Origin of the sequence: Corynebacterium phoceense (assembly GCF_900092335.1) — a bacterium.
Lineage (GTDB): Bacteria > Actinomycetota > Actinomycetes > Mycobacteriales > Mycobacteriaceae > Corynebacterium > Corynebacterium phoceense.
This window is the reverse complement of sequence record NZ_LT596207.1, coordinates 126,187-148,787: the sequence shown is the minus strand read 5'-3', so window position 1 is coordinate 148,787 and position 22,601 is coordinate 126,187. Positions and strand designations below refer to the sequence as shown.

Annotated in this window: 19 protein-coding genes; 6 read left to right on the top strand and 13 right to left on the bottom strand. The window is 64.6% G+C overall.

Going from position 1 to position 22,601, the window contains the following annotated elements; genetic code table 11:
• Window positions 1–4 precede the first annotated feature (4 nt).
• The 7 genes from BN9444_RS00750 to BN9444_RS00720 form a co-directional block, all read right to left on the bottom strand.
• Window positions 5–373, bottom strand: a complete 369-nt coding sequence (locus BN9444_RS00750) for a monovalent cation/H(+) antiporter subunit G (protein ID WP_066492889.1) — start codon at window positions 371–373, stop codon at window positions 5–7.
• The gene (locus tag BN9444_RS00745) at window positions 370–645 is read right to left on the bottom strand and encodes a monovalent cation/H+ antiporter complex subunit F (protein ID WP_066492890.1); all 276 of its coding nucleotides are present in this window, start codon (window positions 643–645) and stop codon (window positions 370–372) included. Before BN9444_RS00745 ends, BN9444_RS00750 begins: the two co-directional genes overlap by 4 nt.
• Window positions 646–1,200 (bottom strand): Na+/H+ antiporter subunit E, encoded by a 555-nt coding sequence (locus BN9444_RS00740; RefSeq protein ID WP_066492892.1) that lies wholly within the window; start codon window positions 1,198–1,200, stop codon window positions 646–648.
• The gene (locus BN9444_RS00735) at window positions 1,197–2,981 is read right to left on the bottom strand and encodes a Na+/H+ antiporter subunit D (RefSeq protein WP_066512387.1); all 1,785 of its coding nucleotides are present in this window, start codon (window positions 2,979–2,981) and stop codon (window positions 1,197–1,199) included. The genes BN9444_RS00740 and BN9444_RS00735 overlap by 4 nt, the downstream gene beginning before the upstream one ends.
• Window positions 2,974–3,516 carry a Na(+)/H(+) antiporter subunit C gene (locus BN9444_RS00730; RefSeq protein ID WP_066512393.1) on the bottom strand — a complete coding sequence of 181 codons (543 nt, stop codon included), beginning with the start codon at window positions 3,514–3,516 and terminating at the stop codon, window positions 2,974–2,976. The genes BN9444_RS00735 and BN9444_RS00730 overlap by 8 nt, the downstream gene beginning before the upstream one ends.
• Entirely contained in the window at window positions 3,513–6,488 is a 2,976-nt protein-coding gene (locus BN9444_RS00725) for a Na+/H+ antiporter subunit A (protein ID WP_066512398.1), read from the bottom strand. The genes BN9444_RS00730 and BN9444_RS00725 overlap by 4 nt, the downstream gene beginning before the upstream one ends.
• A gap of 195 nt (window positions 6,489–6,683) precedes the next feature.
• Entirely contained in the window at window positions 6,684–8,054 is a 1,371-nt protein-coding gene (locus BN9444_RS00720) for a dipeptidase (RefSeq protein WP_066512403.1), read from the bottom strand.
• Window positions 8,055–8,139: 85 nt separating this feature from the next.
• On the opposite strand from BN9444_RS00720, the gene BN9444_RS00715 reads away from it, so the two are divergent.
• From BN9444_RS00715 to BN9444_RS00695, 5 genes are all read left to right on the top strand, one after another.
• Window positions 8,140–10,128, top strand: coding sequence for an OPT family oligopeptide transporter (locus BN9444_RS00715; RefSeq protein ID WP_066492902.1), 1,989 nt, complete (start codon window positions 8,140–8,142; stop codon window positions 10,126–10,128).
• 280 nt (window positions 10,129–10,408) lie between these two features.
• Entirely contained in the window at window positions 10,409–12,049 is a 1,641-nt protein-coding gene (groL, locus tag BN9444_RS00710; RefSeq protein WP_066512408.1) for a chaperonin GroEL, read from the top strand.
• A 668-nt stretch (window positions 12,050–12,717) separates the two neighbouring features.
• Entirely contained in the window at window positions 12,718–12,903 is a 186-nt protein-coding gene (locus BN9444_RS00705) for a PorH family porin (protein WP_066512412.1), read from the top strand.
• 353 nt (window positions 12,904–13,256) lie between these two features.
• On the top strand, window positions 13,257–14,156 hold the full coding sequence (gene ppk2 / locus BN9444_RS00700) for a polyphosphate kinase 2 (RefSeq protein ID WP_066512415.1): 900 nt from the start codon (window positions 13,257–13,259) through the stop codon (window positions 14,154–14,156).
• Window positions 14,157–14,413: 257 nt separating this feature from the next.
• The gene (locus tag BN9444_RS00695; protein WP_066492908.1) at window positions 14,414–14,695 is read left to right on the top strand and encodes a hypothetical protein; all 282 of its coding nucleotides are present in this window, start codon (window positions 14,414–14,416) and stop codon (window positions 14,693–14,695) included.
• A 64-nt stretch (window positions 14,696–14,759) separates the two neighbouring features.
• Here BN9444_RS00695 and BN9444_RS00690 read toward each other — a convergent pair whose 3' ends face one another.
• From BN9444_RS00690 to BN9444_RS13980, 5 genes are all read right to left on the bottom strand, one after another.
• On the bottom strand, window positions 14,760–15,776 hold the full coding sequence (locus tag BN9444_RS00690; RefSeq protein WP_066512418.1) for a CaiB/BaiF CoA transferase family protein: 1,017 nt from the start codon (window positions 15,774–15,776) through the stop codon (window positions 14,760–14,762).
• A gap of 77 nt (window positions 15,777–15,853) precedes the next feature.
• Window positions 15,854–19,768, bottom strand: coding sequence for a Pls/PosA family non-ribosomal peptide synthetase (locus tag BN9444_RS00685; RefSeq protein ID WP_082723329.1), 3,915 nt, complete (start codon window positions 19,766–19,768; stop codon window positions 15,854–15,856).
• Window positions 19,769–20,227, bottom strand: a complete 459-nt coding sequence (locus BN9444_RS00680; RefSeq protein WP_066512420.1) for a MarR family winged helix-turn-helix transcriptional regulator — start codon at window positions 20,225–20,227, stop codon at window positions 19,769–19,771. It lies immediately after the preceding gene.
• Between the two features lie 50 nt (window positions 20,228–20,277).
• On the bottom strand, window positions 20,278–20,568 hold the full coding sequence (locus BN9444_RS00675) for a rhodanese-like domain-containing protein (protein ID WP_066492914.1): 291 nt from the start codon (window positions 20,566–20,568) through the stop codon (window positions 20,278–20,280).
• 349 nt (window positions 20,569–20,917) lie between these two features.
• Window positions 20,918–21,139 (bottom strand): hypothetical protein, encoded by a 222-nt coding sequence (locus BN9444_RS13980; RefSeq protein WP_141681444.1) that lies wholly within the window; start codon window positions 21,137–21,139, stop codon window positions 20,918–20,920.
• Here BN9444_RS13980 and BN9444_RS00670 point away from each other — a divergent pair.
• Window positions 21,138–21,935: an endonuclease domain-containing protein gene (locus BN9444_RS00670; protein ID WP_141629088.1), complete on the top strand. Its 798-nt coding sequence runs from the start codon at window positions 21,138–21,140 to the stop codon at window positions 21,933–21,935. The genes BN9444_RS13980 and BN9444_RS00670 overlap by 2 nt on opposite strands.
• 43 nt (window positions 21,936–21,978) lie before the next feature.
• Here BN9444_RS00670 and BN9444_RS00665 read toward each other — a convergent pair whose 3' ends face one another.
• Entirely contained in the window at window positions 21,979–22,452 is a 474-nt protein-coding gene (locus BN9444_RS00665) for an inorganic diphosphatase (RefSeq protein WP_066492918.1), read from the bottom strand.
• Between the last annotated feature and the right edge of the window lie 149 nt (window positions 22,453–22,601).

Here is a 22,601-nt window from a genome sequence, read left to right as displayed (position 1 = left end):
CATCCTAGCGGCGACGCATCGTTTTTCCGGCAGGCCGGTCGTTTCGGGACATATTTTCATCACGATCGTAGAGGCCTTCGCGGCGGGCAACACGCGTGATGCGCTGTGCCGTGACCGGCGCCGTCGCAAGCGCGAAGAGCCCGAGCAGGAGCAGCAATCCTAAGTCGCTGCGCTGTGCCACGCTGAACTCCGGCGAGCCGACCACGCGGATGAACGCGCCCAGGAGCACGAGGACTAAGCCGATGGTCTGCGGCTTGGCCACCGCATGGACGCGCGCCATCGTGTCACGGAAGCGTATAGTGCCCAGCGCGGCCGCGAGGACGAAGAAAGACCCGGCGAGCACGAGGACGAGCGAGATGATGTCGGTGATCATTGGTTGTCCCTCCTGCGGAAGCGGGTGACGGCGACGGTCGAGATGAAGCCAAGCAGCGCGATGACGAGCATCGCGTTGACCACGGTCGTATCCAGTGACCAGCAGATATACGTGGCGAGCGCGCATTGGAAGGCGGCCACGAAGCCATCCATGCCCACGAGCCGGTCGAGAGAGTTCGGGCCGGTAATGATGCGCCAGACGATCACGAGGAAGGACACCGTCATCATCGCCGCGGCCACCGCGAGGCCCCAGTCATACAGCGTGTCGGGCATCTAGACGCTCCTTTCAAAGATGGCAATCATGGCGCGCTCCAGCTTGCCGATGCTCCCCAGAGCCCGCTCGATGTCAAGCTCATTGTCTGCTTCCAAGATGTGGACGGTGAGCATGCGTCCGGCGATATCAATATCCGTCACCGTCCCACCCGGCTGGAGGTTGTAGAGGAAGACTGCGAGAGCCAGGACGAACTCGTTGTCCACGCGCATGGGCGCGGTGAGGATGGCCGTGCGCGGCGGGGCGGCCGGCCGGATGGCCAGCCACGCCACCTTGAGCGAAGCCACCAAAAAATCCCAGAGCCACACGCCGATGAACCGGACAAGCAGGCCCCACGAGATGTCAAGGCCGCCCACCGGCATGGCAGGCAGCGGCAGGAGGTAGGTCACCGCGAGGCCCACGAGCACGCCGCCCACGACATTGGCCACGGTGAGCTCGCCCATGAGCAGGCACCACATGACGAGGATCCACACGATAAACCACGGGCGGAACCGGTGCTGCACGCCACTGAGTCGGCCACTAATTTTTTCGTTGAGGTGCGGCAACTGTGCTCTCATCGCGGCTCCTTCTTTTCAATGTCCGCCGAGCCCTCATCAACGGGAGCGGCGCTCGTGGGCGAGGCCGTTGCCGTCGCCGGGGCCGTGGACAGGCCCGGCGCCGGGTCCTTGAGTGAGGCGCGGCGCTCGCCCAAAGAGTCTGCGCCGCGTTCGGCGTTCTCGTGGCCCTCCGCGTAGCGCTCCTTTTGGTCGAGACGGCGCGTGGGATTCTCGGACGTCTCGCCGAGTACTGCGTAGCGGTAGATGCCGTCATCCTGCGCTGACTCCGCCGCGCGCGAGGTCACGCCGGAGATGGGGCCAGCGAGCACCGTAATGGCCACCGAGGCAGCGACCAGCAGCGTGGTGGCGCCGATCATGCCGGAGGGGATGCGGGAGGGGGCATCGGCAGGCTGGGCGGGCTCATGGTAATCCGGGGCGTCTGCGCGGTCGCGGACGAAGGCCTTGGCCCAGACGACCATCATGACGTAGAGCGTGAGCAGCGAGGTCGCGACGGCGCCGACGATGAGCACCCACGCGAGCAGCGAGCCGTCGTTCGCGGCTGCCTGGAGCAGGATGATTTTGCCCAAGAAGCCCGAGAACGGCGGGATGCCGCCCAGGTTGATGGCTGGGATGAAGTAGAGGACCGCGACAAGCGGCGCGGTGTACATGAGCGAGCCCAACCGGCGCATCGAGGACGTGCCCGCCTGGCGCTCGATAAGGCCGACAACGAGGAAGAGCGCCGTCTGCACCAGAATGTGGTGGACCGCGTAGAAGATGGCGCCGGACAGGCCCTGTGCGGAGCCGAGCGAGACGCCGAAGATCATGTAGCCGATGTGGCTCACCAGCGTAAAGGACAGCAGACGCTTGATGTCAGCCTGCGCCATGGCGCCGAGGATGCCCACCACCATCGTGGCGAGCGCGACCCACATGAGCAGCGTGTCGAGCGTGCCATCTGTGAACACGGAGGTGCGCATGCGAATGATGGCGTACACGCCGACCTTGGTGAGAAGGCCCGCGAAGACGGCCGTGACGAGCGCCGGCGCGGTGGGGTAGGAGTCCGGCAGCCACGCGTCGAGCGGCACTATGGCGGCCTTGATGCCGAACGCGATGAGAAGCACGCCGAAGATGGCGGCCTGCGTGCCGCCCGGGATGTCGTTCATGCGCTCGCCGATCTGCGCCATGTTCATCGTGCCCACCGCCGCGTAGACGAGCGCGAGGCCCACGACGAAGACCATGGACGAGGTCATCGACACCATGACGTAGCCTACGCCCGCGCGCACGCGCGCCGGGGACGCGCCGAGGGTGAGCAGCACGTAGGACGCCACGAGGAAGATCTCGAAGCCAACGTAGAGGTTAAACAAGTCGCCAGCGAGGAAGGAGACGTTAATACCCATGGACAGCAGCATGTACGTGGGCAAGAAGACCGCGACGGGGGAGTCGCGGTCGCCGTCCCGGATGCCCTGCGCGATGGCGTACCACATGACGGAGAAGAGCACGATGGACGACGTGAAGAGCATGATTGAGCTCAACCGGTCCGCGACGAGCGTGATACCCACCGGGGCGTCCCATCCGCCGACCTGGATGGCCTGGATGCCGTAGAAATCCGCGATGACGATGAGCAGTGCCGCCACGCCCGCGCTGGCGAGCAGCGCGAAGAAGGCGAGGGTGCGCTGTACCCACGGCACGCGGGCGAAGAGCATGGCGAGCGCCGCCGCCACCGCCGGAATGATGATCGGCAGCGGGATGAGATAACCCACGAACGGGTAGACGACCTCGGCCAGGCCGTGCAGCGGCTCAGCCATCGCTGTCTCCCTTCGCGGTGCTTTCCGGCTTCTTCTTATGGTGTTTCTCTGGGCCTTTCACCGGCTCCTCAAAGGACGAGGGGCCGAAGGCGTCGCCCTTGTCCGTGTCCCTGCCTGTCGTGGGGTCGGAGGACGCGTCGACGTCTGGCGAGATCGTCGAGGTTGACCGGCCCACGCTCGCCGCGATGGCTGCGTCTTCCGTGTCGTCCTCGATGACGTCCGCCGTGCGGTAGCGGTACTGGCGATAGGCCAGCGTGAGGATGAAGCCCGTCATTGCCATGGAAATGACGATGGCCGTGAGGATCATGCCCTGCGCCAGCGGGTCTGCGATCTGTTCGCCATACTGCGTGGATTCGCGCCCGGTAATGGGCGGGGACCCCGGCTCGCCGCCTGCCTGGAGCATGAGCAGGTTCGCGCCGTTGCCAATGAGTAGGATGCCCATGAGCATTTTCGTCATCGCGCGGTCGAGTAGCAGGTAGACGCCCGCCGCGACGGACACGCCCGAGGCGAGCAAGAGGAGGAGATTGGCGGTCATGATGTCTCCTTTCCTGTGCTTGTCGTCGCTGTTGCGGTGGATGCCGTGGCCTGTGCCGGCGCGTTCGTCGGCTTGCGGCCGGCTTGGTGGCGCATTTGTAGTTGGAGCGAGCGCTTGCGGTCGCGGGCGCGCTGCTTACGTGCCTCCTCTTCCTCGTCGAGCTTGCCGCCAAGCGAGGTAAGGATGTGCATGGTGAGCCCCACGACGATGATGTAGACGCCCGCGTCGAAGATGAGCGCCGAGGGCAGCGAGACCGCGCCGAGGAATGGCACCTCGAGCTTCGTATACGCCGTCGTCAACGGGGGCTGGCCCAAAAGCAGCGGCACGATGACGGAGACCGAGGAGGTAAGAAGGCCGGCGCCGAGCAGGCGGGCGGCATCGATAGGCAAAGCCTCCTCGAGCTCCTCGCGCCCGCCCGCGAGGTAGCGCAGCGTGAACGCGAGCGAGGCCACGAGGCCGCCCGCAAAACCGCCGCCGGGCGCGTTGTGGCCGGCGAAGAAGAAGTAGAGCGAAAGCGCCATCATGGACGGGAAGAGCAGGCGCGTGATGACGTCGATCATGAGCGAGCGGTTCTGGCGTTGCTCCGACTCGGAGCCCACGGCCAGCCAGCGGCGGCCCACTGCACGCAGCGTGGGGCGGCGCGAGGAGCGCGTGAAGGACTGCGTGCGGTAGATGAGCGAGGCCACGCCCGTCGCCGCGATGACGAGGACGGTGACTTCGCCGAAGGTATCCCACGCGCGGATGTCCACGAGCAACACGTTTACCGTGTTCGCGCCGTGGCCAATCTCCTTGGCGAGCTTCGGCATGTATTCCGAAATCGGCGCGGCCGTGCGCGCGTTGATGGCGAACATGCCCGCCACCGAGACGGTGAGACCGACCGCGACGGACAGCCACGCACGCAGGCGGTTCATCTCCGGGCCCTGGCGCCATTCGACGTTGGCGGGCATCTTGCGCAGGACGAGCATGAAGAGCACCACGATGATGGTCTCGACGAGCAGCTGCGTGAGTGCCAGGTCCGGCGCGCCGTGAAGCGCAAAGATGAAGGAGAGCGCGTAGCCCGAAATGCCCACGACCAGCACGGCGGACAAGCGGTTGTGCATGGCCGTGGCCGCGATGGCCGCGGCCATCATGAGGACGGCCGCGATGGCCTGCCACGGGTTATCCGCGACGTGCATGCGCACATCCGTGAGGTCGCCGCCCACGAGGGCTGCCGTCACGAGGAGGATGAGACACACGAAAATCGTGGTGAGGTTGTACTGCAGGGAGCCGCGCTGTGTCTGCGCCGTAATGCGCAAGGACGCGCGGCGGAGCCGGGCGAGGGTGGCATCGTATGCGTCGTCCGCGTTGCCTAGCGCCGGGGTGTCGAACTGCGCGGCGGCGACGAGTCCCCGCTGCCAGTGCATGAGGCAACCGGCCACAATGATAAACGCCGAGATGCCCAGCGGTAGCGTCCAGCCGTGCCACAGCTTGAGCGCGGACCCCTCGCCGAAGATCGGGTCGAGGTGCTGCGTGAGCCCATTGGATAGCGGTGCCGGCTGTGCGCCTAGGAAGATGGTGAGCGCCGTGAGCACAGCCGGCGGGACCCACAGGGCGGGGCCGACGTGGTGCATCTTCTTCACGGCCGTGCTCGGGCCTTCGGTTCCCTTGGTCGCGAACGCGCCCCAGAGGAAGCGCAGTGCGTACGCCATGGTGAGGATGGAGCCGAGCACGACCGCGACGAGCATCATGTTGCGCGGCATGCCCGTGAGCAGCTCCTCGTGGAGAACCGTCTCCAGCGTCGCTTCTTTGGCGACAAAGCCGAGCAGTGGCGGCAGGCCCGCCATGGACAGCGCGGAGACGCCAGCGATGAGTGCCAAGACCGGTTGGCGCTGCCCCAGGCCGCTGAGCTTTCCGATGTCCCTTGTCCCCGACGCATGGTCGATGGCTCCGACCACCATAAAGAGGGTGGCCTTAAACAGCGAGTGCGCAAAGGTGAGCGCGAGCCCCGCCTGCAGCGCCTCGCGGGAACCAATGGCGACGACGGAGGTGATAAATCCCAGCTGGGAGACCGTGCCGTAGGCAAGCACGAGCTTTAAGTCGCGCTGCTTGAGCGCCATCCAGCCGCCCAGCAGCATCGTGAACAAACCGAGCGGGATGACCACGATGTGCCAAGCCGGGACGGTGTGGACCTCGGGGGAGAGGCGGGCGACCAAGTAGATGCCCGCCTTGACCATCGCGGCGGAGTGGAGATACGCGGAGACCGGCGTGGGCGCGGCCATCGCGCCGGGCAGCCAGAAGTGGGCGGGCGCGATGGCGGATTTGCTCAGAGCACCGGCGAGGACGAGGCACACGGACCAGGCGATATACGGGGTCGTCGCGATATCGGCCTGAAGGCTTGCGATGCCGCTGAACGTCCACACGCCCGATTGGCGGCCGAAGCCGATGATGCCGATGAGCATGGCCAGGCCGCCGAGGGTGGTGACCATGAGCGCCTGCTGCGCGGCGCGGCGCGAGGAGGCGCGCTCGCCGTAGTAGCTCACGAGCAGGAAGGACAGCAGCGAGGTCACTTCCCAGAAGACGTACATGAGCAGGAAGTTATCCGAGATGACGAGGCCGAACATGGCGGCGGCGAAGGCGACCATCTGGGAGGCGAACATCTCGAGACGCCGCCGGGGCGCCGCGCCGTCCGCGGGCGTGAAGTAGCCCCAGCAATAGAAAAGGACGAGCGCGCCCACGCCTAAGATGATGAGCGAGAACAGCCCGGCCAGCGGGTCGAGGCGCAGCTCGATGTCGAGGTGGGCCGCTGGCATCCATTCGATGCGCTGCTCGAGCGCGCCCGCGGCGAAGCGTTTCTCGACGAAGAGCTGGAGCACCCAGATGAATCCCGCGAGCGGAACGAGCGCGAGTAGGCCAAAGCCTGCACGTCCGCAGAGGCGTATGATAAGCGGTGCAGCCGCTGCGGTGCAGAAAAGTCCGAGCAGCAGAATGAGCACGCGCGCCTCCCTTTTGTTTTACGTCGCTTCAAGACTACAGCAATGCTGTTGTCTATGTGGCTGTTGTGACTGCAGCCCCTGCGCACAGCGCCGCGGCGTGCGCACGAAAATAGCCACAACCCCCGACGAAGGTTCCAGATCTCGAAAAATCCGGGCCTTATTCGGACGTTGTGGCTAACGCGCGCTGCGGGGCGGCTAGAAGCGGGTGAGGAAGAGGGCCTCGGCGATGGCGACGGCCTCAATCTCGGTCGGGTCCACGGACTCGTTCGCGGAGTGGATGACGGCCTTGGGCTCCTCGACCCCGTAGAGGATGATCTCGGCGTTGGGGTATTTCTCCTGTAGCTCGGTGGTGAGCGGGATAGAGCCGCCCATGCCCTGCGCGGTCGTCTCTGTGCCATAAGCCTCAGAAAAAGCCTCGGCGAACACGCGGGCTGCGGGCAGTTCGGGGTCCGTAGCAAAGCCCTGGTTGGCGTCCCATGAGGTGATCTCGATGTGGGCGCCCCACGGCACGTGGTTCTTGAGGTGCTCGATGAGCTTGGCCTCCGTGTCCGCGGCGGACATGTGGGCGGGCACGCGCAGGTTGAGCGCGGCCTCGGCGACATTGGCCACGGCGTTGACGGCCTCGGAGACCGGGGTGGAGGTAAAGCCGATGACGCTCACGGCCGGGCGGGACCACAGCATGGAGGCGATCTCGGTCTCGGTGGCGCCTTCGGAGGAGCCCTCGCCGGCGATGGCCACGCCGTCGAGCAGCTGCGCATCAGCACGGAAGTTGTCAGCGGGGTAGCCCTGGCCGTCCCAGGTATCGCGGCACTCCACGCCGTCGATGACGGTGCGGCCGTACTCGTCCGTGAGCGAGTCGAGCGTGCGCATGAGTGCCTTCACGGCGTCCGGGGCCGCGCCGCCGAACTGGCCGGAGTGGACGGCGGACTCGGCCGTCGTCACCTTGACGCGAACCTGGCCGCCGCCGCGCAGCGATGTGGTGAGCGTGGGCTGGCCCACGGCGGAGTTGCCGGCGTCGACGATGAGGATGGCGTCTGCGGCGAAGAGCTCCGGACGCTCCTCGATGAGCGCGGAAAGACCGGCGCCACCGCGCTCCTCAGAGCCCTCGACGAGGAACTTCAGGTTCAGCTTGGTGCCACCAGCTTCCTCGACCGCGCGCAACGCCGCGAGGTGCGCGGCGACGTTGCCCTTGCAGTCCGCTGCACCGCGGCCGAACCAGCGCGTCGTGCCATCGGCGTGCGTGCGCTCGGTCAACGTGAAGGGATCGGACTCCCACGCGGCCGGGTCACCGGCCGGGACGACGTCGTAGTGCGAGTAGAGCAGCACGGTCTTCGCACCCTCGTCACCCGGGCGGTTGCCCAGGACGGCGATGGAGCCGTCGGTGGTGGGGATGGACTCGACGCTAAAGGCGGCATCGGAAAGCGCGGCGGCAACCCACGCTGCGGCGTCCTTGTTGGCCTGCTCGTGGCCAGGCTCATTGTGGACGGAGGCGAAGCCAACGAGTTGGGACAGGTCCTGGAAAATCCGGGCGCGATCGCCGCGGACGGAGCTAGCAATATCAGTCATGGTTCCCACTATAGATGTGGCAATTCGGGCTATGGAGACTACCATTCGATAGGTTGAATTTTATCTTGAAAAGAAAGGACCTCGCATGGGCACACCAGTAGCCCCCGCCGGGACCGCGAAAAAGCCTGCATCGTTGCCGGAATTGACGCTGCGCGGCGTCATCATCGGCGGGCTTATTACCCTCGTGTTTACCGCCGCCAACGTCTACCTCGGCCTCAAAGTGGGCCTCACGTTCGCGACGTCGATTCCCGCCGCCGTCATCTCCATGGCCGTGCTCCGCAAGTTCAAGGGGCACAACATCAAGGAAAACAACATCGTGCAGACCATCGCGTCTGCTGCCGGTACGTTGTCCGCCATCATCTTTGTCCTCCCCGGCCTCGTCATGGTCGGCTACTGGACGGGATTCAGCTTCTTCGAGACGGCCGCGGTGTGTGCCATCGGCGGCATCCTCGGCGTCATGTACTCCATCCCGCTGCGCCGCGCGCTCGTTACCGGCTCGGACCTGCCCTATCCGGAGGGCGTCGCTGCGGCCGAGGTCCTTAAAGTCGGCGACGGTGACAGCGCAAACGGCGTCACGGACAAAGCAGGAGAGGAAAACGCCAAGGGCCTGCGCGTCATCCTCGTGGGCGGCGTCATCTCCGCCGCGATGTCCCTGCTCGCCGCGATGAAGGCTATCTCGTCCTCCGTCGCGGGCTACTTCAAGCTCGGCGCGGGCGCGACGACGCTTGGTACGAGCCTGTCCATGGCGCTTATCGGCGTGGGCCACTTGGTCGGCCTGCCTGTCGGTATCGCCATGCTCGTGGGCGTGTTCATCTCCTTTATTATCCTGCTGCCCATCCGCACCGCGGGCGATATCTCGGACGTCGCCGCGATGGCAGACATCGTCGACGAGGTCTTCTCCGGCGAGATCCGCTTCATCGGTGTCGGCACCATGGCGATTGCTGCCGTGTGGACGCTCATCAAGATCACTGGCCCCATCGCCAAAGGCATCTCCCAGTCCCTGGCTTCCTCGCGCAGCCGCAAGGCGGGCAACGCCGTGGACGTCACGGAGCGCGACATTCCGTTCCCGTACGTGGCCACCACCATCGTGGTCCTTATGCTGCCCATCGGCCTGCTGTTGTGGGACTTCCTCTCGCAGACCGATATTCACGAGCACGCCTTCGTGCTCATCGCGGTTTCCGTGCTGTTCACGCTCGTCCTCGGTCTCGTCATCGCCTCCGTCTGCGGTTACATGGCCGGCCTCATCGGCGCGTCGAACTCGCCGATTTCCTCCATCGGCATCATCGCCGTCGTCGCGGTCTCGCTCATCATCGCCGCCGTCATGCGCGGCGTGGACGCGAACCCGCTCTCGCTCGTGGCCTACACGCTCTTCTCGGCGGCCATTATCTTCGGCATCGCCACGATTTCGAACGATAACCTCCAGGACTTGAAGACCGGCCAGCTCGTGGGCGCGACGCCCTGGAAGCAGCAGGTCGCCCTCATTATCGGTGTCCTCTTCGGCTCCGTCGTCATTCCGCCCATCCTTCAGGTCATGCTCACCGGATTCGGCTTCCAGGGCATGGAGGGCGCCGGCGAGGACGCACTCGCCGCCCCGCAGGCTGCGCTTATGTCCTCGGTCGCCTCGGGCATCTTCGACAGCACGCTGGACTGGAACCTCATCTTCCTCGGCATGGGCATCGGCGCGGTCCTCATCGTTATCGACGAGGTTTTGCGCAAGACCACGGATAAGTACTCCCTCTCGCCGCTCGCCGTCGGCATGGGCATGTACCTGCCGGCCTCGCTCACGATCATCATCCCGATCGGCGCCATCCTCGGTACGTTCTACGACAACTGGGCCGCCAAGCAGGAGAGCGCCGAGGCTAAGAAGCGCCTGGGCACGCTGCTCGCCACCGGCCTCATCGTCGGTGAGTCCCTCTTCGGCGTCGTCAACGCCGGCCTCATCGCGGCGGACGGCGGCGCGTCCCCGCTCGAGTTCTTCTCCGGCGGAACCTACGCCGATATCCTGGGCATCATCGCCTTCATTGCGGCCGTGGCCTTCACCTACTGGTGGACTCGCCGCAAGGCTCGCGCCTAGCTTTCCGATGCCCCCTTTGCTCCAGGCTCGCCGGTTCCCGGCGGGCCTTTCGCGATCTCTCAGGGCATGCGCGTCATTTCTTGCACTCGGTGCGGGCGAGTGCCAGAATGGTCGCTAGCACTCGAGAATGGTCAGTGCTAAGAACGTGCACCTTTGAAGTTGAGGTTGGTTTACACTCGCCAGCCGCGCCGTCGCGGGCCTCTTTGAAGGGTGGGACGCTTGAGTGTCGTCTTCTTTCAACCACATAGACAAAAGACACCAATCAAGGAGTTAAAAAGACATGGCAAAGATCATTGCCTTTGACGAAGAGGCGCGTCGCGGCCTCGAGCGTGGCCTCAACACGCTGGCCGACGCTGTCAAGGTCACGCTCGGCCCCAAGGGCCGCAACGTCGTCCTGGAGAAGTCCTGGGGCGCCCCGACCATTACGAACGACGGCGTGTCCATCGCGCGCGAGATCGAGCTCGAGGATCCGTACGAGAAGATCGGCGCCGAGCTCGTCAAGGAAGTTGCCAAGAAGACGGATGACGTCGCAGGCGACGGCACCACCACCGCTACCGTCCTGGCTCAGGCGCTCGTCCGCGAGGGCCTGCGCAACGTAGCCGCCGGCTCCAACCCGATGGGCATCAAGCGCGGCATCGAGACCGCCACCAAGGCCGTCGTTGACGCCTTGCTCTCTTCCGCCACGGAGGTCGAGACCCAGGAGCAGATCGCCACGACCGCTGGCATCTCCGCCGCTGACCCGGCCATTGGCGAGAAGATCGCCGAGGCTATGTACACCGTGGGCAACGGCTCCGTGAACAAGGACTCCGTCATCACTGTCGAGGAGTCCAACACCTTCGGCGTCGACCTTGAGGTTACCGAGGGTATGCGCTTCGACAAGGGCTACATCTCCGGCTACTTCGCCACTGACATGGAGCGTCAGGAGGCCGTCCTCGAGGATCCGTACATCCTTCTGGTCTCCTCCAAGATCTCCAACATCAAGGACCTCGTCCCGGTCCTCGAGAAGGTCATGCAGACCGGCAAGCCGCTGCTCATCATCGCTGAGGACGTCGAGGGCGAGGCCCTGTCCACCCTCGTCGTCAACAAGATTCGCGGCACCTTCAAGTCCGTTGCCGTGAAGGCACCGGGCTTCGGCGACCGCCGCAAGGCCACCCTGCAGGACATGGCTATCCTCACCGGCGGCCAGGTCATCTCCGAGGAGGTCGGCCTCTCCCTCGAGACCGCCGAGCTCGAGTTCCTCGGCCAGGCCCGCAAGGTCGTCGTCACCAAGGACGACACCACCATCGTTCAGGGCGCCGGCTCCCAGGAGCAGATCGACGGCCGCATCAAGCAGATCCGTGCCGAGATCGACAACTCTGACTCTGACTACGACCGTGAGAAGCTCCAGGAGCGCCTGGCTAAGCTCTCCGGCGGCGTGGCCGTCCTCAAGGTCGGCGCTGCTACCGAGGTCGAGCTCACCGAGCGCAAGCACCGCATTGAGGACGCCGTCCGCAACGCGAAGGCTGCCGTCGAAGAGGGCATTGTCGCCGGCGGTGGCGTCGCCCTCCTGCAGGCTGCCAAGGCTCTGGACTCCCTGTCTGATCTCAAGGGCGACGAGGCCACTGGCGTGAAGATCGTCCGCGAGGCACTGTCCGCACCGCTTAAGCAGATTGCGTTGAACGCTGGCTTCGAGCCGGGCGTCGTGGCTGACAAGGTCGCCAACCTTAAGGCTGGCGAAGGCCTCAACGCCGCCACCGGCGAGTACGTGGACCTCATGGCCGCGGGCATCAACGACCCAGTCAAGGTCACCCGCTCTGCGCTGCAGAACGCTGCATCCATCGCCGCGCTCTTCCTCACCACTGAGGCTGTCGTTGCTGACAAGCCGGAGCCGGCCGCACCGGCCGCTCCTGGCGCTGACGAGATGGGCGGCATGGGCTTCTAAGCCCCGCCCCTCGCGTCTCCACGCGCCCGCCGTACTCCTTACTTGTAAAGAGGAGCGCGGCGGGCGCTTTTGCGCGTTTGGGGCCGCGCTAGTTCTGTACGCGTGCCTGGCCCTCAGGCGGCCGCAGCGTGCACAGCGCCTCCGGCTTCTCGCGGCACGTGACGGCTTTACTTGAGTAACATCCGTAACATTTGGAACGACACGCCGTGTTGCACAGTCGTGTCCTCATTGCCGTCGAAAGCATGCGGGAACGCCGACTCAGCCCGCTCCAAAGCCGCTGCCGCGGCGAAGTTTACCCCCATTAGACACCCCCGTTCACTCGCTGAAGGTTAACACCGGGTTAACCAAATTTAAGGTTGCGGTCCGATTAAATCGGACACAGTGTGGTGGGTGTTACGGGGGGGCTGCCAAAAAAAGAATGACTAAATTGGCGGTATTTTATATTCGTGCAGGTGGGGGCGTTTCTTAGTGTTGTCTGTGTGGTGAGTGAGAAAGTGTACGGTGTGATTTAGGCGACGTATGGATGGGAGAATTGCATCAGAATTTCCGTTTGACGCGTCAGCAAAATGTGCCACAATAATCCTCGTGACATCCACTGCGGGATGTCGTAAAAACCGTTTATTCACATCCCCGACTCCTGTAGTTGGGTACATCTAAAGGAGACACACATGGATCTCTCTTTCGTCACCGAGCAGCTGGACAACTTCTCCACCTTCGGCAAGGCTATTCACGACCTGTTCACTGGCTTTGCGAAGTTCGCTGGCAACATGAACACCATGATCAATAGTTCCGACGCCCTGACCGAGAAGACCTCCGGCGTCTTCGAGGGCCTGTCCTCCAAGTCTGAGGCCTAATTCAACCTTGCGGGCGTGAGCATGCGCCCGTGTACCTAACTTTCACAACCCTTAAAGGAGTAATCACATGGAGTTCTTCAAGCTTTCTGCCGAAGGTACCTGGACCGGCCAGCTGCTTCTTCTGCTGAAGCAGCTCGCTGACATGGCTGGCAACGTCTCTGACCTCATCGGTCTGACCCAGTAGTAGATTTCGCCTCGAGCGACTAACTGCTGCCCGCGCTGTGTGCGCGGGCTTTTGCAGTTTTCGTCTTTTTGGCGGGTCTGCGCAGTGGGGGCGGGGAGGGGTGAATTTCACCGGGGGTTCACCTCCCATGCGGGCACTTTAGGGCGATTTTAGGAGTAAAATGTCATGCATGGCTGATATTAAAGACGACGAGCTTCCCGAGATTGACCTTGCACAGACCGACGGCTACGTCGTTGACGACTCTGACGAGGATGATCCCTCGCTCATCATGCCGGATGGCTCTCCGGTGGAGACGTGGCGCGAGAACTACCCGTATGGGGAGCGCATGACGCGTGACGAGTACGAGGTGACGAAGCGCGCCCTGCAGATTGAGCTGCTGAAGTGGCAGAACTGGACCAAGGAAACTGGCCAGCGCCACATCATTATTTTTGAGGGTCGCGACGCTGCTGGCAAGGGCGGCACCATTAAGCGTTTCAACGAACACCTCAATCCGCGTGGCGCACGCACGGTGGCGCTTGAGAAGCCGTCGCCGCGTGAGTCCACCTCGTGGTACTTCCAGCGCTACATCCAGCACTTCCCGGCCGGCGGCGAGATCGTCTTCTTTGACCGCTCCTGGTACAACCGCTCCGGCGTCGAGCGCGTCATGGGTTTCTGCACCGAGTCGCAGCACGCGGAGTTCCTTCGCGAGGTGCCGATGCTCGAGAACATGATTCTGGGTTCGGGTATTTCGCTCACCAAGCTGTGGTTCTCCGTGACCCGCAAGGAGCAGCGCACCCGCTTCGCGATTCGCCAGATTGACCCGGTGCGCCAGTGGAAGCTGTCACCGATGGACCTCGCGTCCCTCGACAAGTGGGACGACTACACTCGCGCCAAGGAAGAGCAGTTCCGCTACACGGATACCGACGAGTCTCCGTGGATCACCATTAAGTCGAATGACAAGAAGCGCGCCCGCATTAACGCCATGCGCTACGTGCTCTCCAAGTTCGAGTACACGAACAAGGACCACTCCGTGGTCGGCGAGCCGGACGAGCACATCGTTAAGCGCGGCCGCGACCAAATCGGCGACTAGTCACGCTTAGCTGGATTCCGCGCCTGCGGTAAACGCAACGAAGAGCCTCTTCCTTTTGGAAGCGGCTCTTTTTGCATATGCAGGTGAGTGCCGAGGGGGCGATGCTTGACATATGCGGATTGTTTTCATTTATTTCATGTCGTTCACGTTGATGTAACGGACAATTTAGAAAATTTGTTGCTTAAACCACACGCGGCCTAGCGATAATGTTTTAGAATCGAAAACGTCCGTATCTCCCCTTAACCCAAGGAAATATTATGTCCTCTAAGCTCACCCGCGGCGTTATCGCTGCTGCCACCTCCGTTGCTCTGGCCACCAGCGGCGCTGTCGCTGCTCCGGTCGCCCTCGCTGAGTCTTCTGACGCTGCAGCATCCGGCTCTGCTACTGCTGCCAATACCGGTTCCTCCACCGCCGGCTACGTCATCTCCTCGGTCCTCGGCGTGGCTATTTCCGTGGCCTTCTGGGGCACCGTGTACAACACCCTCGTCGGCCGCGGCACCATCCAGGGCCAGAAGATTCCGTACTTCCCAGCTCTTTAAGTAGTACGCGGTACGGTGCTTCACGGCGGCGCTTTCCGGAAGGAAGGCGCCGCCTTCTCGCGTTTTAAGCCAAGGGAGAAATCCGCGGCGCGGGCGCGGGCTCCATCCCGTCGCTCGTGGGGCGGTAGGTGCCGCGGGCGGCCAGATGGGGATGGTCGAGTACGTCGTCAGGGGAGACGACTTCGGCGACGCACGCATCGGTGCCGCGGAAAATCTTTACCCACTCGGCCTGGGTCTTCGTGACGAAGACCTCGGCGAAGCGCTGGGCCACGCGTGGCCACTCGGCTTGGTCGTTCTGGTCAATCCCTGCTAGTTCGTTCGTGAGGTCGAGGAGCCGTAGTAGTTCGGCGTAGAACTGCGGCTCGATGGCGCCTACAGACATCCACTTCCCGTCGGACGTCTTGTACACGGTGTAGAACGGCGCGCCGCCGTCGAGCACGTTCGTGCCGGTTGGGCCCCACTGGCCGGCATTCCTAAAGGCGTGGAGCATTGCCGTCAAGGAGGCCGCGCCGTCCACAATGTTGGCGTCCACCACGGCGCCCTCACCGGTGGTCTGTGCGTGCACGAGGGCGGCGAGGAGGCCGGAGACGAGGTACATCGAGCCGCCGCCGAAGTCGCCCATGAAGTTCAGCGGCGGCACGGGGCGTCCGTCGGGCGCGGCGATAGCGCCGAGTGCGCCGGAGATGGCGATGTAGTTGATATCGTGCCCGGCTGTTTGCGCGAGCGGTCCGTCCTGGCCCCAGCCCGTCATGCGGCCGTAGACGAGCGCGGGGTTGCGGGAGGCGGCATCGGAAGGCCCGAGGCCGAGACGCTCCGCGACGCTGGGGCGGAAGCCCTCGATGAGGAGCTGGGCGTCGGTGATGAGGTCGAGAACGCGGGCGACATCATCGGGGTCCTTGAGGTTGGCCTCAAGGGTTTCCTGGCCGCGGTAGAGAACGCCATGCGGGACGATGTCCGCCGGATTGCCGGGGCGCACGACGCGGATGACGCGCGCGCCCATGTCTGCGAGAATCATTGCGGCAAACGGGCCGGGGCCAATCCCGCCGAGGTGGACGACGGTGATGCCGGTGAGGGGGAGCATAGAGACCTGCCTTGATAAAAATAACGGTACGATTTTGGAAGAAATCGTACCGTTAGGTGGCGAAGGTCACAAGGGTATTACTCCCACGGTTCGATGGGATTGCCCTGCCACACGGTGCCCGCGGGGACGCGGTCGCCGCGCATGACAAGCGAGCCGGGACCCACCGTCGCGCTACGGCCTACCGATGCCGCCGGCAGCGCCACCGAGTGCGCCGCGAGCGTCGCACCGGCGCCGAGGGTGACGGTGTCGAGGCTCATGACGCGGTCCTGGAAGAGATGGGTTTGAACCACCGTTCCGGGGCCCACGGAGGCGCCGTCGCCCACCGTGATGAGGTCGGTCTCCGGGAACCAGTAGGACTCGATCCATGCGCCGCGGCCGATGCGCACGCCGAGTGCGCGCAGCGCCATATTCATCGAGCCCGTGCCGCCCGCGTGCTGGAAGAACCAGGGGGCGGCGACGGATTCGACGAAGGCGTCCTGGAGCTCGTTGAGCCACACGAACGAGGACCACAGTGGGTGGTCGCCCGGCACGTGGCGGCCGACGCAGATCCACTTCACGGCCACGGTGATGGCCACGCCCACCGCGCCGGCGGCCATGAGCAGCAGGCCAGAGACGAGCCACGCAACCGCCAGGCCATAGGCGTCGAGCAGCCACAGGAGGCCGCCGAGGACTGCGGCGAGCAGCATCGCGGAGGTCATCGGCGCGAGGAGACGGAGGGTTTCTACCGCGCCGCGCGCGATCTTGACGCCCAGGCCCGGGCTATAGGTGAGGGCCTCGCCGCCGTCGACGTGCGCCTCGACGCGGCGCATGCGCTCCGGCGGGGAGCCCCACCAGTTGGAACCGGCTTTGGACTTCTTCGGCGTCGAAGAGAGTACGGCCACGAGCGAATTCTTGCCCAGCTTGCGGCCGGGGCCCGTGATGCCGGAGTTGCCCACAAACGAGCGCTTGCCCACCTTAGTCTCGCCGGTGAGCAGCCAGCCGCCGCCGAGCTCGTAACCGCCCACGAGCGTGTCATCCGCGAGGAACGCGCCGTCCTTGACCTCGGTGAGCTTCGGAATCATGACGGCGGTGGAAATTTCAGCGTCGCGGCCAATGCGTGCGCCGAGCGAGCGCAGCCAGCCCGGCGTGAGCTGGGAGGCGTAGAGCGGGAAGAGCGTCGTGCGGGCTTCATCCATGAGCCTTTCGATGCCCCAGGCGCGCCAGCCAGCCGCCGAGCGCACCGGCGCCACGCCGGGCTTGAGTCCCAGCTGCAGGAAGCGCACGCCCAGCCACGTTTGTGCCATGAAGAACGCGAAGGCGGCCAGGGCGCCGACGGGTGCGAAGAGCAGTCCGCCCACGTAGGGGTTGCCGCCGGTGAGCTGGATGAGCGCCACGGTCGCGGCGGCACCCACGGCAAGCGCCATGAGCGGCTGCAGCGCGAGCAGGAACGAGGTGACGCCATAGATGGCGACCCAGTGGCTGCGGCGGCGCGGGTGCTCATCAGGGAAGCGGTGCTTGGAGCGGCCTACCTTTGCCGCGGGCGAACCGGACCAGCGTTGGCCAGACTTGACCTTCTTCGCGCCCGTCACGGTGGATCCGGCCTCGATGTGGGCATCGTTGCCGATGCGCGTGCCAGGCAGCAGCGTGGAGCGCGCGCCGACGCGGGCGTTCTTGCCTACCTCGATGGCACCCACGCGCAAAATGTCGCCGTCGAGCCAGTAGCCGGAGAGATCGACCTCCGGCTCGATGGACGCGTGCGCGCCGATGGTAAGCAGGCCCGTGACCGGCGGCAGCGAGTGGAGATCGACGCCGTGGCCGATCTTCACGCCGAGGGTGCGCGCGTAGTTATTGACCCACGTCGCACCCGCGATGGACCGCGAACCGGACGCGTCGGCCCAGCGTTCCGCCGCCCAGATGCGTAGGTGCACCGAGCCGCCGCGCGGGTACTCGCCAGGCTGAATGCCGCTCGTGATGAGTCGCGCGCCGAAGCCGCCCAGCGGAATGCGCCCGAGCGGTGTGGCGAAGACCAGCACCAAGGCGATGACGAGCCACCACGGCGACCATACGGCCCACTCGATGCCGGCGAGGACCGCCAGATTCGAACCGAGCAGCAGCCACGCGAGCCACGAGCTCGCGGCGAGCGTCATGACGGGAATCTGCACCAGGAACTGAATGAGGCGCGTGGTCCACCTCACCCGCGCGACGTGACGCTGGCGCGTCACGGACGAGGCGGACGGAGAGGTGGCATCGATAAGCTCGGCGAGCGCGCCCAGACGCGGGTGATCGTAGAGGTCACGCACGGACGTGGTGGGGTAGCGGTCGCGAATGCGGCCCACGAGGGTGGCCGCGGCGAGCGACGTGCCGCCCAGCGTGAAGAAGTCCGCGTTCGCGTCCTCGACGGAAACGCCGAGGACCTCGACGAAGAGCTGCGCGAGCCACGCCTCGGTGTCGGTGAGGCCCACGGCCTCGACGCCCACGCCAGGTAGCGGCCACGGCAGCGCCTTTTTGTCGACCTTGCCGGAGGTGCGCACGGGCAGCTCGTCCATGACGCACAGGCGCGGGACGAGGGCGGCGGGCATGGATTCGGCGAGGCGCTCGCGCGCAGCGTTCTCATCGAAGCCGGCGTCCGGGTCATCGAGCGAGACATAGCCCACGAGGACCTTCTCGCCGCCAGCCGTGGACTGCACCGCGACGGCCGAGTTGTAGACATTCGGCAGGGCCGCGACGTTGGCCTCGACCTCGCCGAGCTCGATGCGGCGGCCGCCGATCTTCACCTGGTCGTCGACGCGACCCACGAAGTACAAGCCGTCCTCTTCGAGGCGCACGTGGTCGCCCGAGCGGTATGCGCGCTCCCACGCCATGGACTCGAGCGGCGCGTACTTTTCGGCGTCCTTGACCGGGTCGAGGTAGCGCGCAAGACCCACGCCGGCGATGACGAGCTCGCCCACCTGGCCCATCTGTACGGGAAACCCCTCGGTATCCACGACCGCCAGGTCCCAGCCGCGCAAAGGCTTCCCGATGCCCACTGGCTGGCCAGGCAGGAGCCTCGCCGCCGAGGACACGACGGTGGCCTCCGTGGGGCCGTAGGTATTCCACATCTCGCGGTCCTCGGTCGCCAGGCGGTCGACGAGCTCTTGCGAACAGGCTTCGCCGCCGACGATGAGCAGGCGCACGTGGTCGAGGGCCTCTGCGGGCCACAGACCCGCGAGGGTCGGGACGGTGGAGACCACCGTGATGTCGCGGCGGATGAGCCAGGGGCCGAGATCCATGCCGGAGCGCACGAGCGAGCGTGGCGCCGGGACAAGGCAGCCGCCGTGGCCCCATGCGAGCCACATTTCCTCACAGCTCGCGTCGAAGGCGACGGACAGGCCCGCAAGCACGCGGTCATCTGGTCCTAGGGGACCACCAGGGTGGTCCGCTAGAAAAATCGAAGCCTCAGCGTCCACGAACGCGGCGGCGGAGCGGTGGCTCACAGCCACGCCCTTCGGCTTGCCCGTCGAGCCCGAGGTGAAGATGATCCACGCGTCATCCTCAGGGCGCGGCTCGCCGGCCGCGTGCGCGTCCGGAGTTAAACGACGGAAGCCCTCGTCGGTGAAGATGCCGTCAATGGCGGCCTCGCCGAAGACCATCTCGGCGCGCTCGTCCGGATCGTCTGCGTCGACAGGCACGTAGGCGGCGCCCGCGAAGAGCGTCGCCAAAATCGCGAGGTAGAGTTCCTTCTTACCCGAGGTCATGCGCACGCCGATGCGATGGCCGCGCCCAATCCCCTGGGCCGAAAGTTCGGCGGCCCAGGCGGTGGCATCGGCAAGCAATTCGGCGTAGGTGAGGACCTCGCCGTCATCAATGGCTGCGGCGTCGGGGTAGAGCCCAGCCGTGGTGCGGACGATGTCGACGAGCGTGCGGGGCGGGGCGGCCTCCTCGCGCAGGAGATAGGACTCGGGCACATGAATAATCCCCGCTCCGGGCTGGTGCTCATCACGGGGATCTTCGGGCAACGCGTGGCGCGGCTCCATTTAGGAATCGTCCTCCCCCGCCGAGATGATGGAGGTCGCGAGCTTGCGCAGGTGCTTGAGCTGCTTATTTGTGGAGGCGTCGAGCGCCTCGTCCTCGGCAGCCGTGACGAGCTCTGCGAGCTGGCCGTGGGCCTTCGTGCCCTTCTTCGTGGAGGCGACGATTTGGCGGCGACGATCGCGGGGGTCGCGCTCGCGCTTGGCCCAGCCACGTTGCTCGAGGGCGTCGATGAGGCGCACCATGTCCGAGGCGTCGATAGCCAGCGTGTCAGACAGGTGAGACTGGCTCGCCGCGGACTCCTCGACGAGGCACGTGAGTACCCAAAACTCGCGCAGAGTCGTCTCCTGCGAATTCAGCTGAGCCTCGACCATATCGCGGACGCGGCGGCGAAGGCGCTCGAGCTGAAACGACGGGGACTCCAGCAGAGCGGTAGGAATCGGGTGGGTTTTCGTGGAAGACATACCACCATACTAAGCCCAAATGATGGGTTGAAGCCAATTATTCGGCGGCGCTACTCCGTAGGCAGACCCTGGCTAACCCAAGCATTCGTGCCGCCTGCGACGTTGATTGCGTCCCAGCCGAGCGCCTGCTCGAGGTACTCCGCCACCTGCGCCGAGCGGCCGCCTGCCGCGCAAATGACGTAGATGTCCTTGTCTGGATCGATCTCTGCGTAGCGCTGCGGCACCTCGCCCATCGGAATGTGGGTGGCACCCGCGGCATGGACCTGGTTCCACTCGTCGTTTTCGCGGACATCGATAAGCTGCGCGCCTTGCGGCACGTCCTTCGGTTCTACTTCTTTCATGCGAGCCAGCCTACCTTTTCCTGTGAATGCTCGGTTCAGACTTGCGGGTAGTGTCCGATCGGGCTTAAGCAAAAAATTATGTACCGCCGTTCCTTTTGCCCGTGACCGGCCTTGCCAGCGCGACGTTCCTCGCCGCATGTTCTTCTTCTGAATCCACTTCCACATCCACTTCTTCTGCCGCCTCCACGACTGCTGCCTTCCCAGGCGAATGACAGCACGACGACGGCAACGACCGAGATGAACCTGGCGCTCGCCCTCGACATGATGGACCGCAACGTCGAGTTCGAGGCCGTTTGGGGCCAAGGCCATACGATGGCGACTTCGACTTCATCGAGTGGGTGGGCTCCCTTTAGTCACGGGCCGTTCCTTGCGAAAACACCACCCAAAATTCTTGTGGCAAAAGGATTTTCGCAAGGAACGCAAACGGGCGTCCTGGTTCCTTGCGAAAATCAGAAATTTCCTTGCCGTTTAGAATGAATTTTCGCAACGAGTTGGAAGACTTGCACTGCGAGGCCGTCGGAATCCAGTTATTGTGCAGTGGCAACTGAAAAATCTCGGGGGAGGAATACATGCAACGCCACCGTATTGCTAAAGGATTTTACGTCGACAACGAACTCACTCCGGCTATAGTCGCCCAGGCCATTGCCGAGAAATATCCGACGGCGGTTTTCACAGGCCGAACCGCTGCGCAGATTTATGCGCAACAACCGCTTACGTTTCCGCTCGATGTAGCAACACCACGGTTGATGGCAAAGTCGGACTACTATGTCGCCCACCGCACGACGGTCCTCAACGCACACGATTTCCTTGGACACAGAGTCCATACGCCGGTGCTCGCCACGCGCGTCATGGAGAAGCCGGAAGCACACGCGCTGCTGGAGAAGGTGTACGCAGGCCGCACCGGGCGGGACCGGCTCGAGCGGCACCTGAGCTACGTGGGCACGCTGCCCAAGAAGTGCCGCGTGTTCCTTAAAACGGCCGCGTTGTTTACGGACTCCGGCGCGGAAATCACGGTGGCGCACGCCCTTAAAGCGCGTGGGCTCGAGGTGGAGAGCAACGTCCAGATTGGCCCGTACTTCTGGGACCTCGTGCTGCCCAAGGAAAAGATCGCCATCGAGATCAACGGCTTCGACTTCCACAAAGACCGCCAAGCCGTGGTGCGTGACCACTGGAAGAATAATGACGCGGTCCTGCGCGGCTGGACGACGCTGCGGTATACAGGCAGCTGCGTCGCGCACCACCTCGACGAGATCGTGGAGCAGGTCTCCACGGCTCGCACACCGAATTGGAACGCGTGGGCGCATAAGCTCGCGAGCGCGTGGCACGTCGTATTTCGAGGCTTCGACGGGCCGATCCGCGACTACTAAAACGCGAAAACCCCGCTCCAAGGAGCGGGGTAAGAGCGAAGATTTACTTGTGGCGCTCGATAGCTTCCTGCAGGATCTTCTCAGCCTCGGCCTTGTCGCCCCAGCCGGAGCCGGTGACTTCCTTGTTGGGCTCCAGGTCCTTGTAGTGGACGAAGAAGTGCTCGATCTCGTCCTTGATGGACTGCTCAACATCGTTGATGTCCTGGTAGCGCTCCCAGCGCGGGTCGTCGATGACGCAGAGGAGCTTGTCGTCGCCGCCAGCCTCGTCCGTCATCTTGAATACGCCGAGGATGCGAGCCTCTACGATAACGCCCGGGAACACCGGCTCCGGGAGGATGACGAGGGCGTCGAGCGGGTCGCCGTCTTCGCCGAGGGTCTGGTCGATGAAGCCGTAGTCAGCCGGGTAGGCCATCGGGGTAAACAGGTAGCGGTCGAGGTAAACCTTGCCGGTCTCGTGGTCGACCTCGTACTTGTTACGGGAGCCCTTAGGGATCTCGACGGTGACTTCAACGTTCACGGTTGTCCTCCATGTCAGTAGTGGTTAGCGTTTGCTGCTCACATCATACCCGCTAGGGTTAAGGCAATGAGTACAAAGCGTGTGTGGTGGTGGTCCGCAGCCGGCGTCGTGGCTGTGGCCGTGGCGGCGACGGCGGCGACCGGGGTGGG

Coding starts and splice junctions, on each gene's coding strand:
- BN9444_RS00750 (WP_066492889.1), bottom strand. CDS start 373: ATGATCACCGACATCATCTCGCTCGTCCTCGTGCTCGCCGGGTCTTTC.
- BN9444_RS00745 (WP_066492890.1), bottom strand. CDS start 645: ATGCCCGACACGCTGTATGACTGGGGCCTCGCGGTGGCCGCGGCGATG.
- BN9444_RS00740 (WP_066492892.1), bottom strand. CDS start 1,200: ATGAGAGCACAGTTGCCGCACCTCAACGAAAAAATTAGTGGCCGACTC.
- BN9444_RS00735 (WP_066512387.1), bottom strand. CDS start 2,981: ATGGCTGAGCCGCTGCACGGCCTGGCCGAGGTCGTCTACCCGTTCGTG.
- BN9444_RS00730 (WP_066512393.1), bottom strand. CDS start 3,516: ATGACCGCCAATCTCCTCCTCTTGCTCGCCTCGGGCGTGTCCGTCGCG.
- BN9444_RS00720 (WP_066512403.1), bottom strand. CDS start 8,054: ATGACTGATATTGCTAGCTCCGTCCGCGGCGATCGCGCCCGGATTTTC.
- BN9444_RS00715 (WP_066492902.1), top strand. CDS start 8,140: ATGGGCACACCAGTAGCCCCCGCCGGGACCGCGAAAAAGCCTGCATCG.
- groL (WP_066512408.1), top strand. CDS start 10,409: ATGGCAAAGATCATTGCCTTTGACGAAGAGGCGCGTCGCGGCCTCGAG.
- BN9444_RS00705 (WP_066512412.1), top strand. CDS start 12,718: ATGGATCTCTCTTTCGTCACCGAGCAGCTGGACAACTTCTCCACCTTC.
- ppk2 (WP_066512415.1), top strand. CDS start 13,257: ATGGCTGATATTAAAGACGACGAGCTTCCCGAGATTGACCTTGCACAG.
- BN9444_RS00695 (WP_066492908.1), top strand. CDS start 14,414: ATGTCCTCTAAGCTCACCCGCGGCGTTATCGCTGCTGCCACCTCCGTT.
- BN9444_RS00690 (WP_066512418.1), bottom strand. CDS start 15,776: ATGCTCCCCCTCACCGGCATCACCGTCGTCCACCTCGGCGGGATTGGC.
- BN9444_RS00685 (WP_082723329.1), bottom strand. CDS start 19,768: ATGGAGCCGCGCCACGCGTTGCCCGAAGATCCCCGTGATGAGCACCAG.
- BN9444_RS00680 (WP_066512420.1), bottom strand. CDS start 20,227: ATGTCTTCCACGAAAACCCACCCGATTCCTACCGCTCTGCTGGAGTCC.
- BN9444_RS00675 (WP_066492914.1), bottom strand. CDS start 20,568: ATGAAAGAAGTAGAACCGAAGGACGTGCCGCAAGGCGCGCAGCTTATC.
- BN9444_RS00670 (WP_141629088.1), top strand. CDS start 21,138: ATGCAACGCCACCGTATTGCTAAAGGATTTTACGTCGACAACGAACTC.
- BN9444_RS13980 (WP_141681444.1), bottom strand. CDS start 21,139: ATGTATTCCTCCCCCGAGATTTTTCAGTTGCCACTGCACAATAACTGG.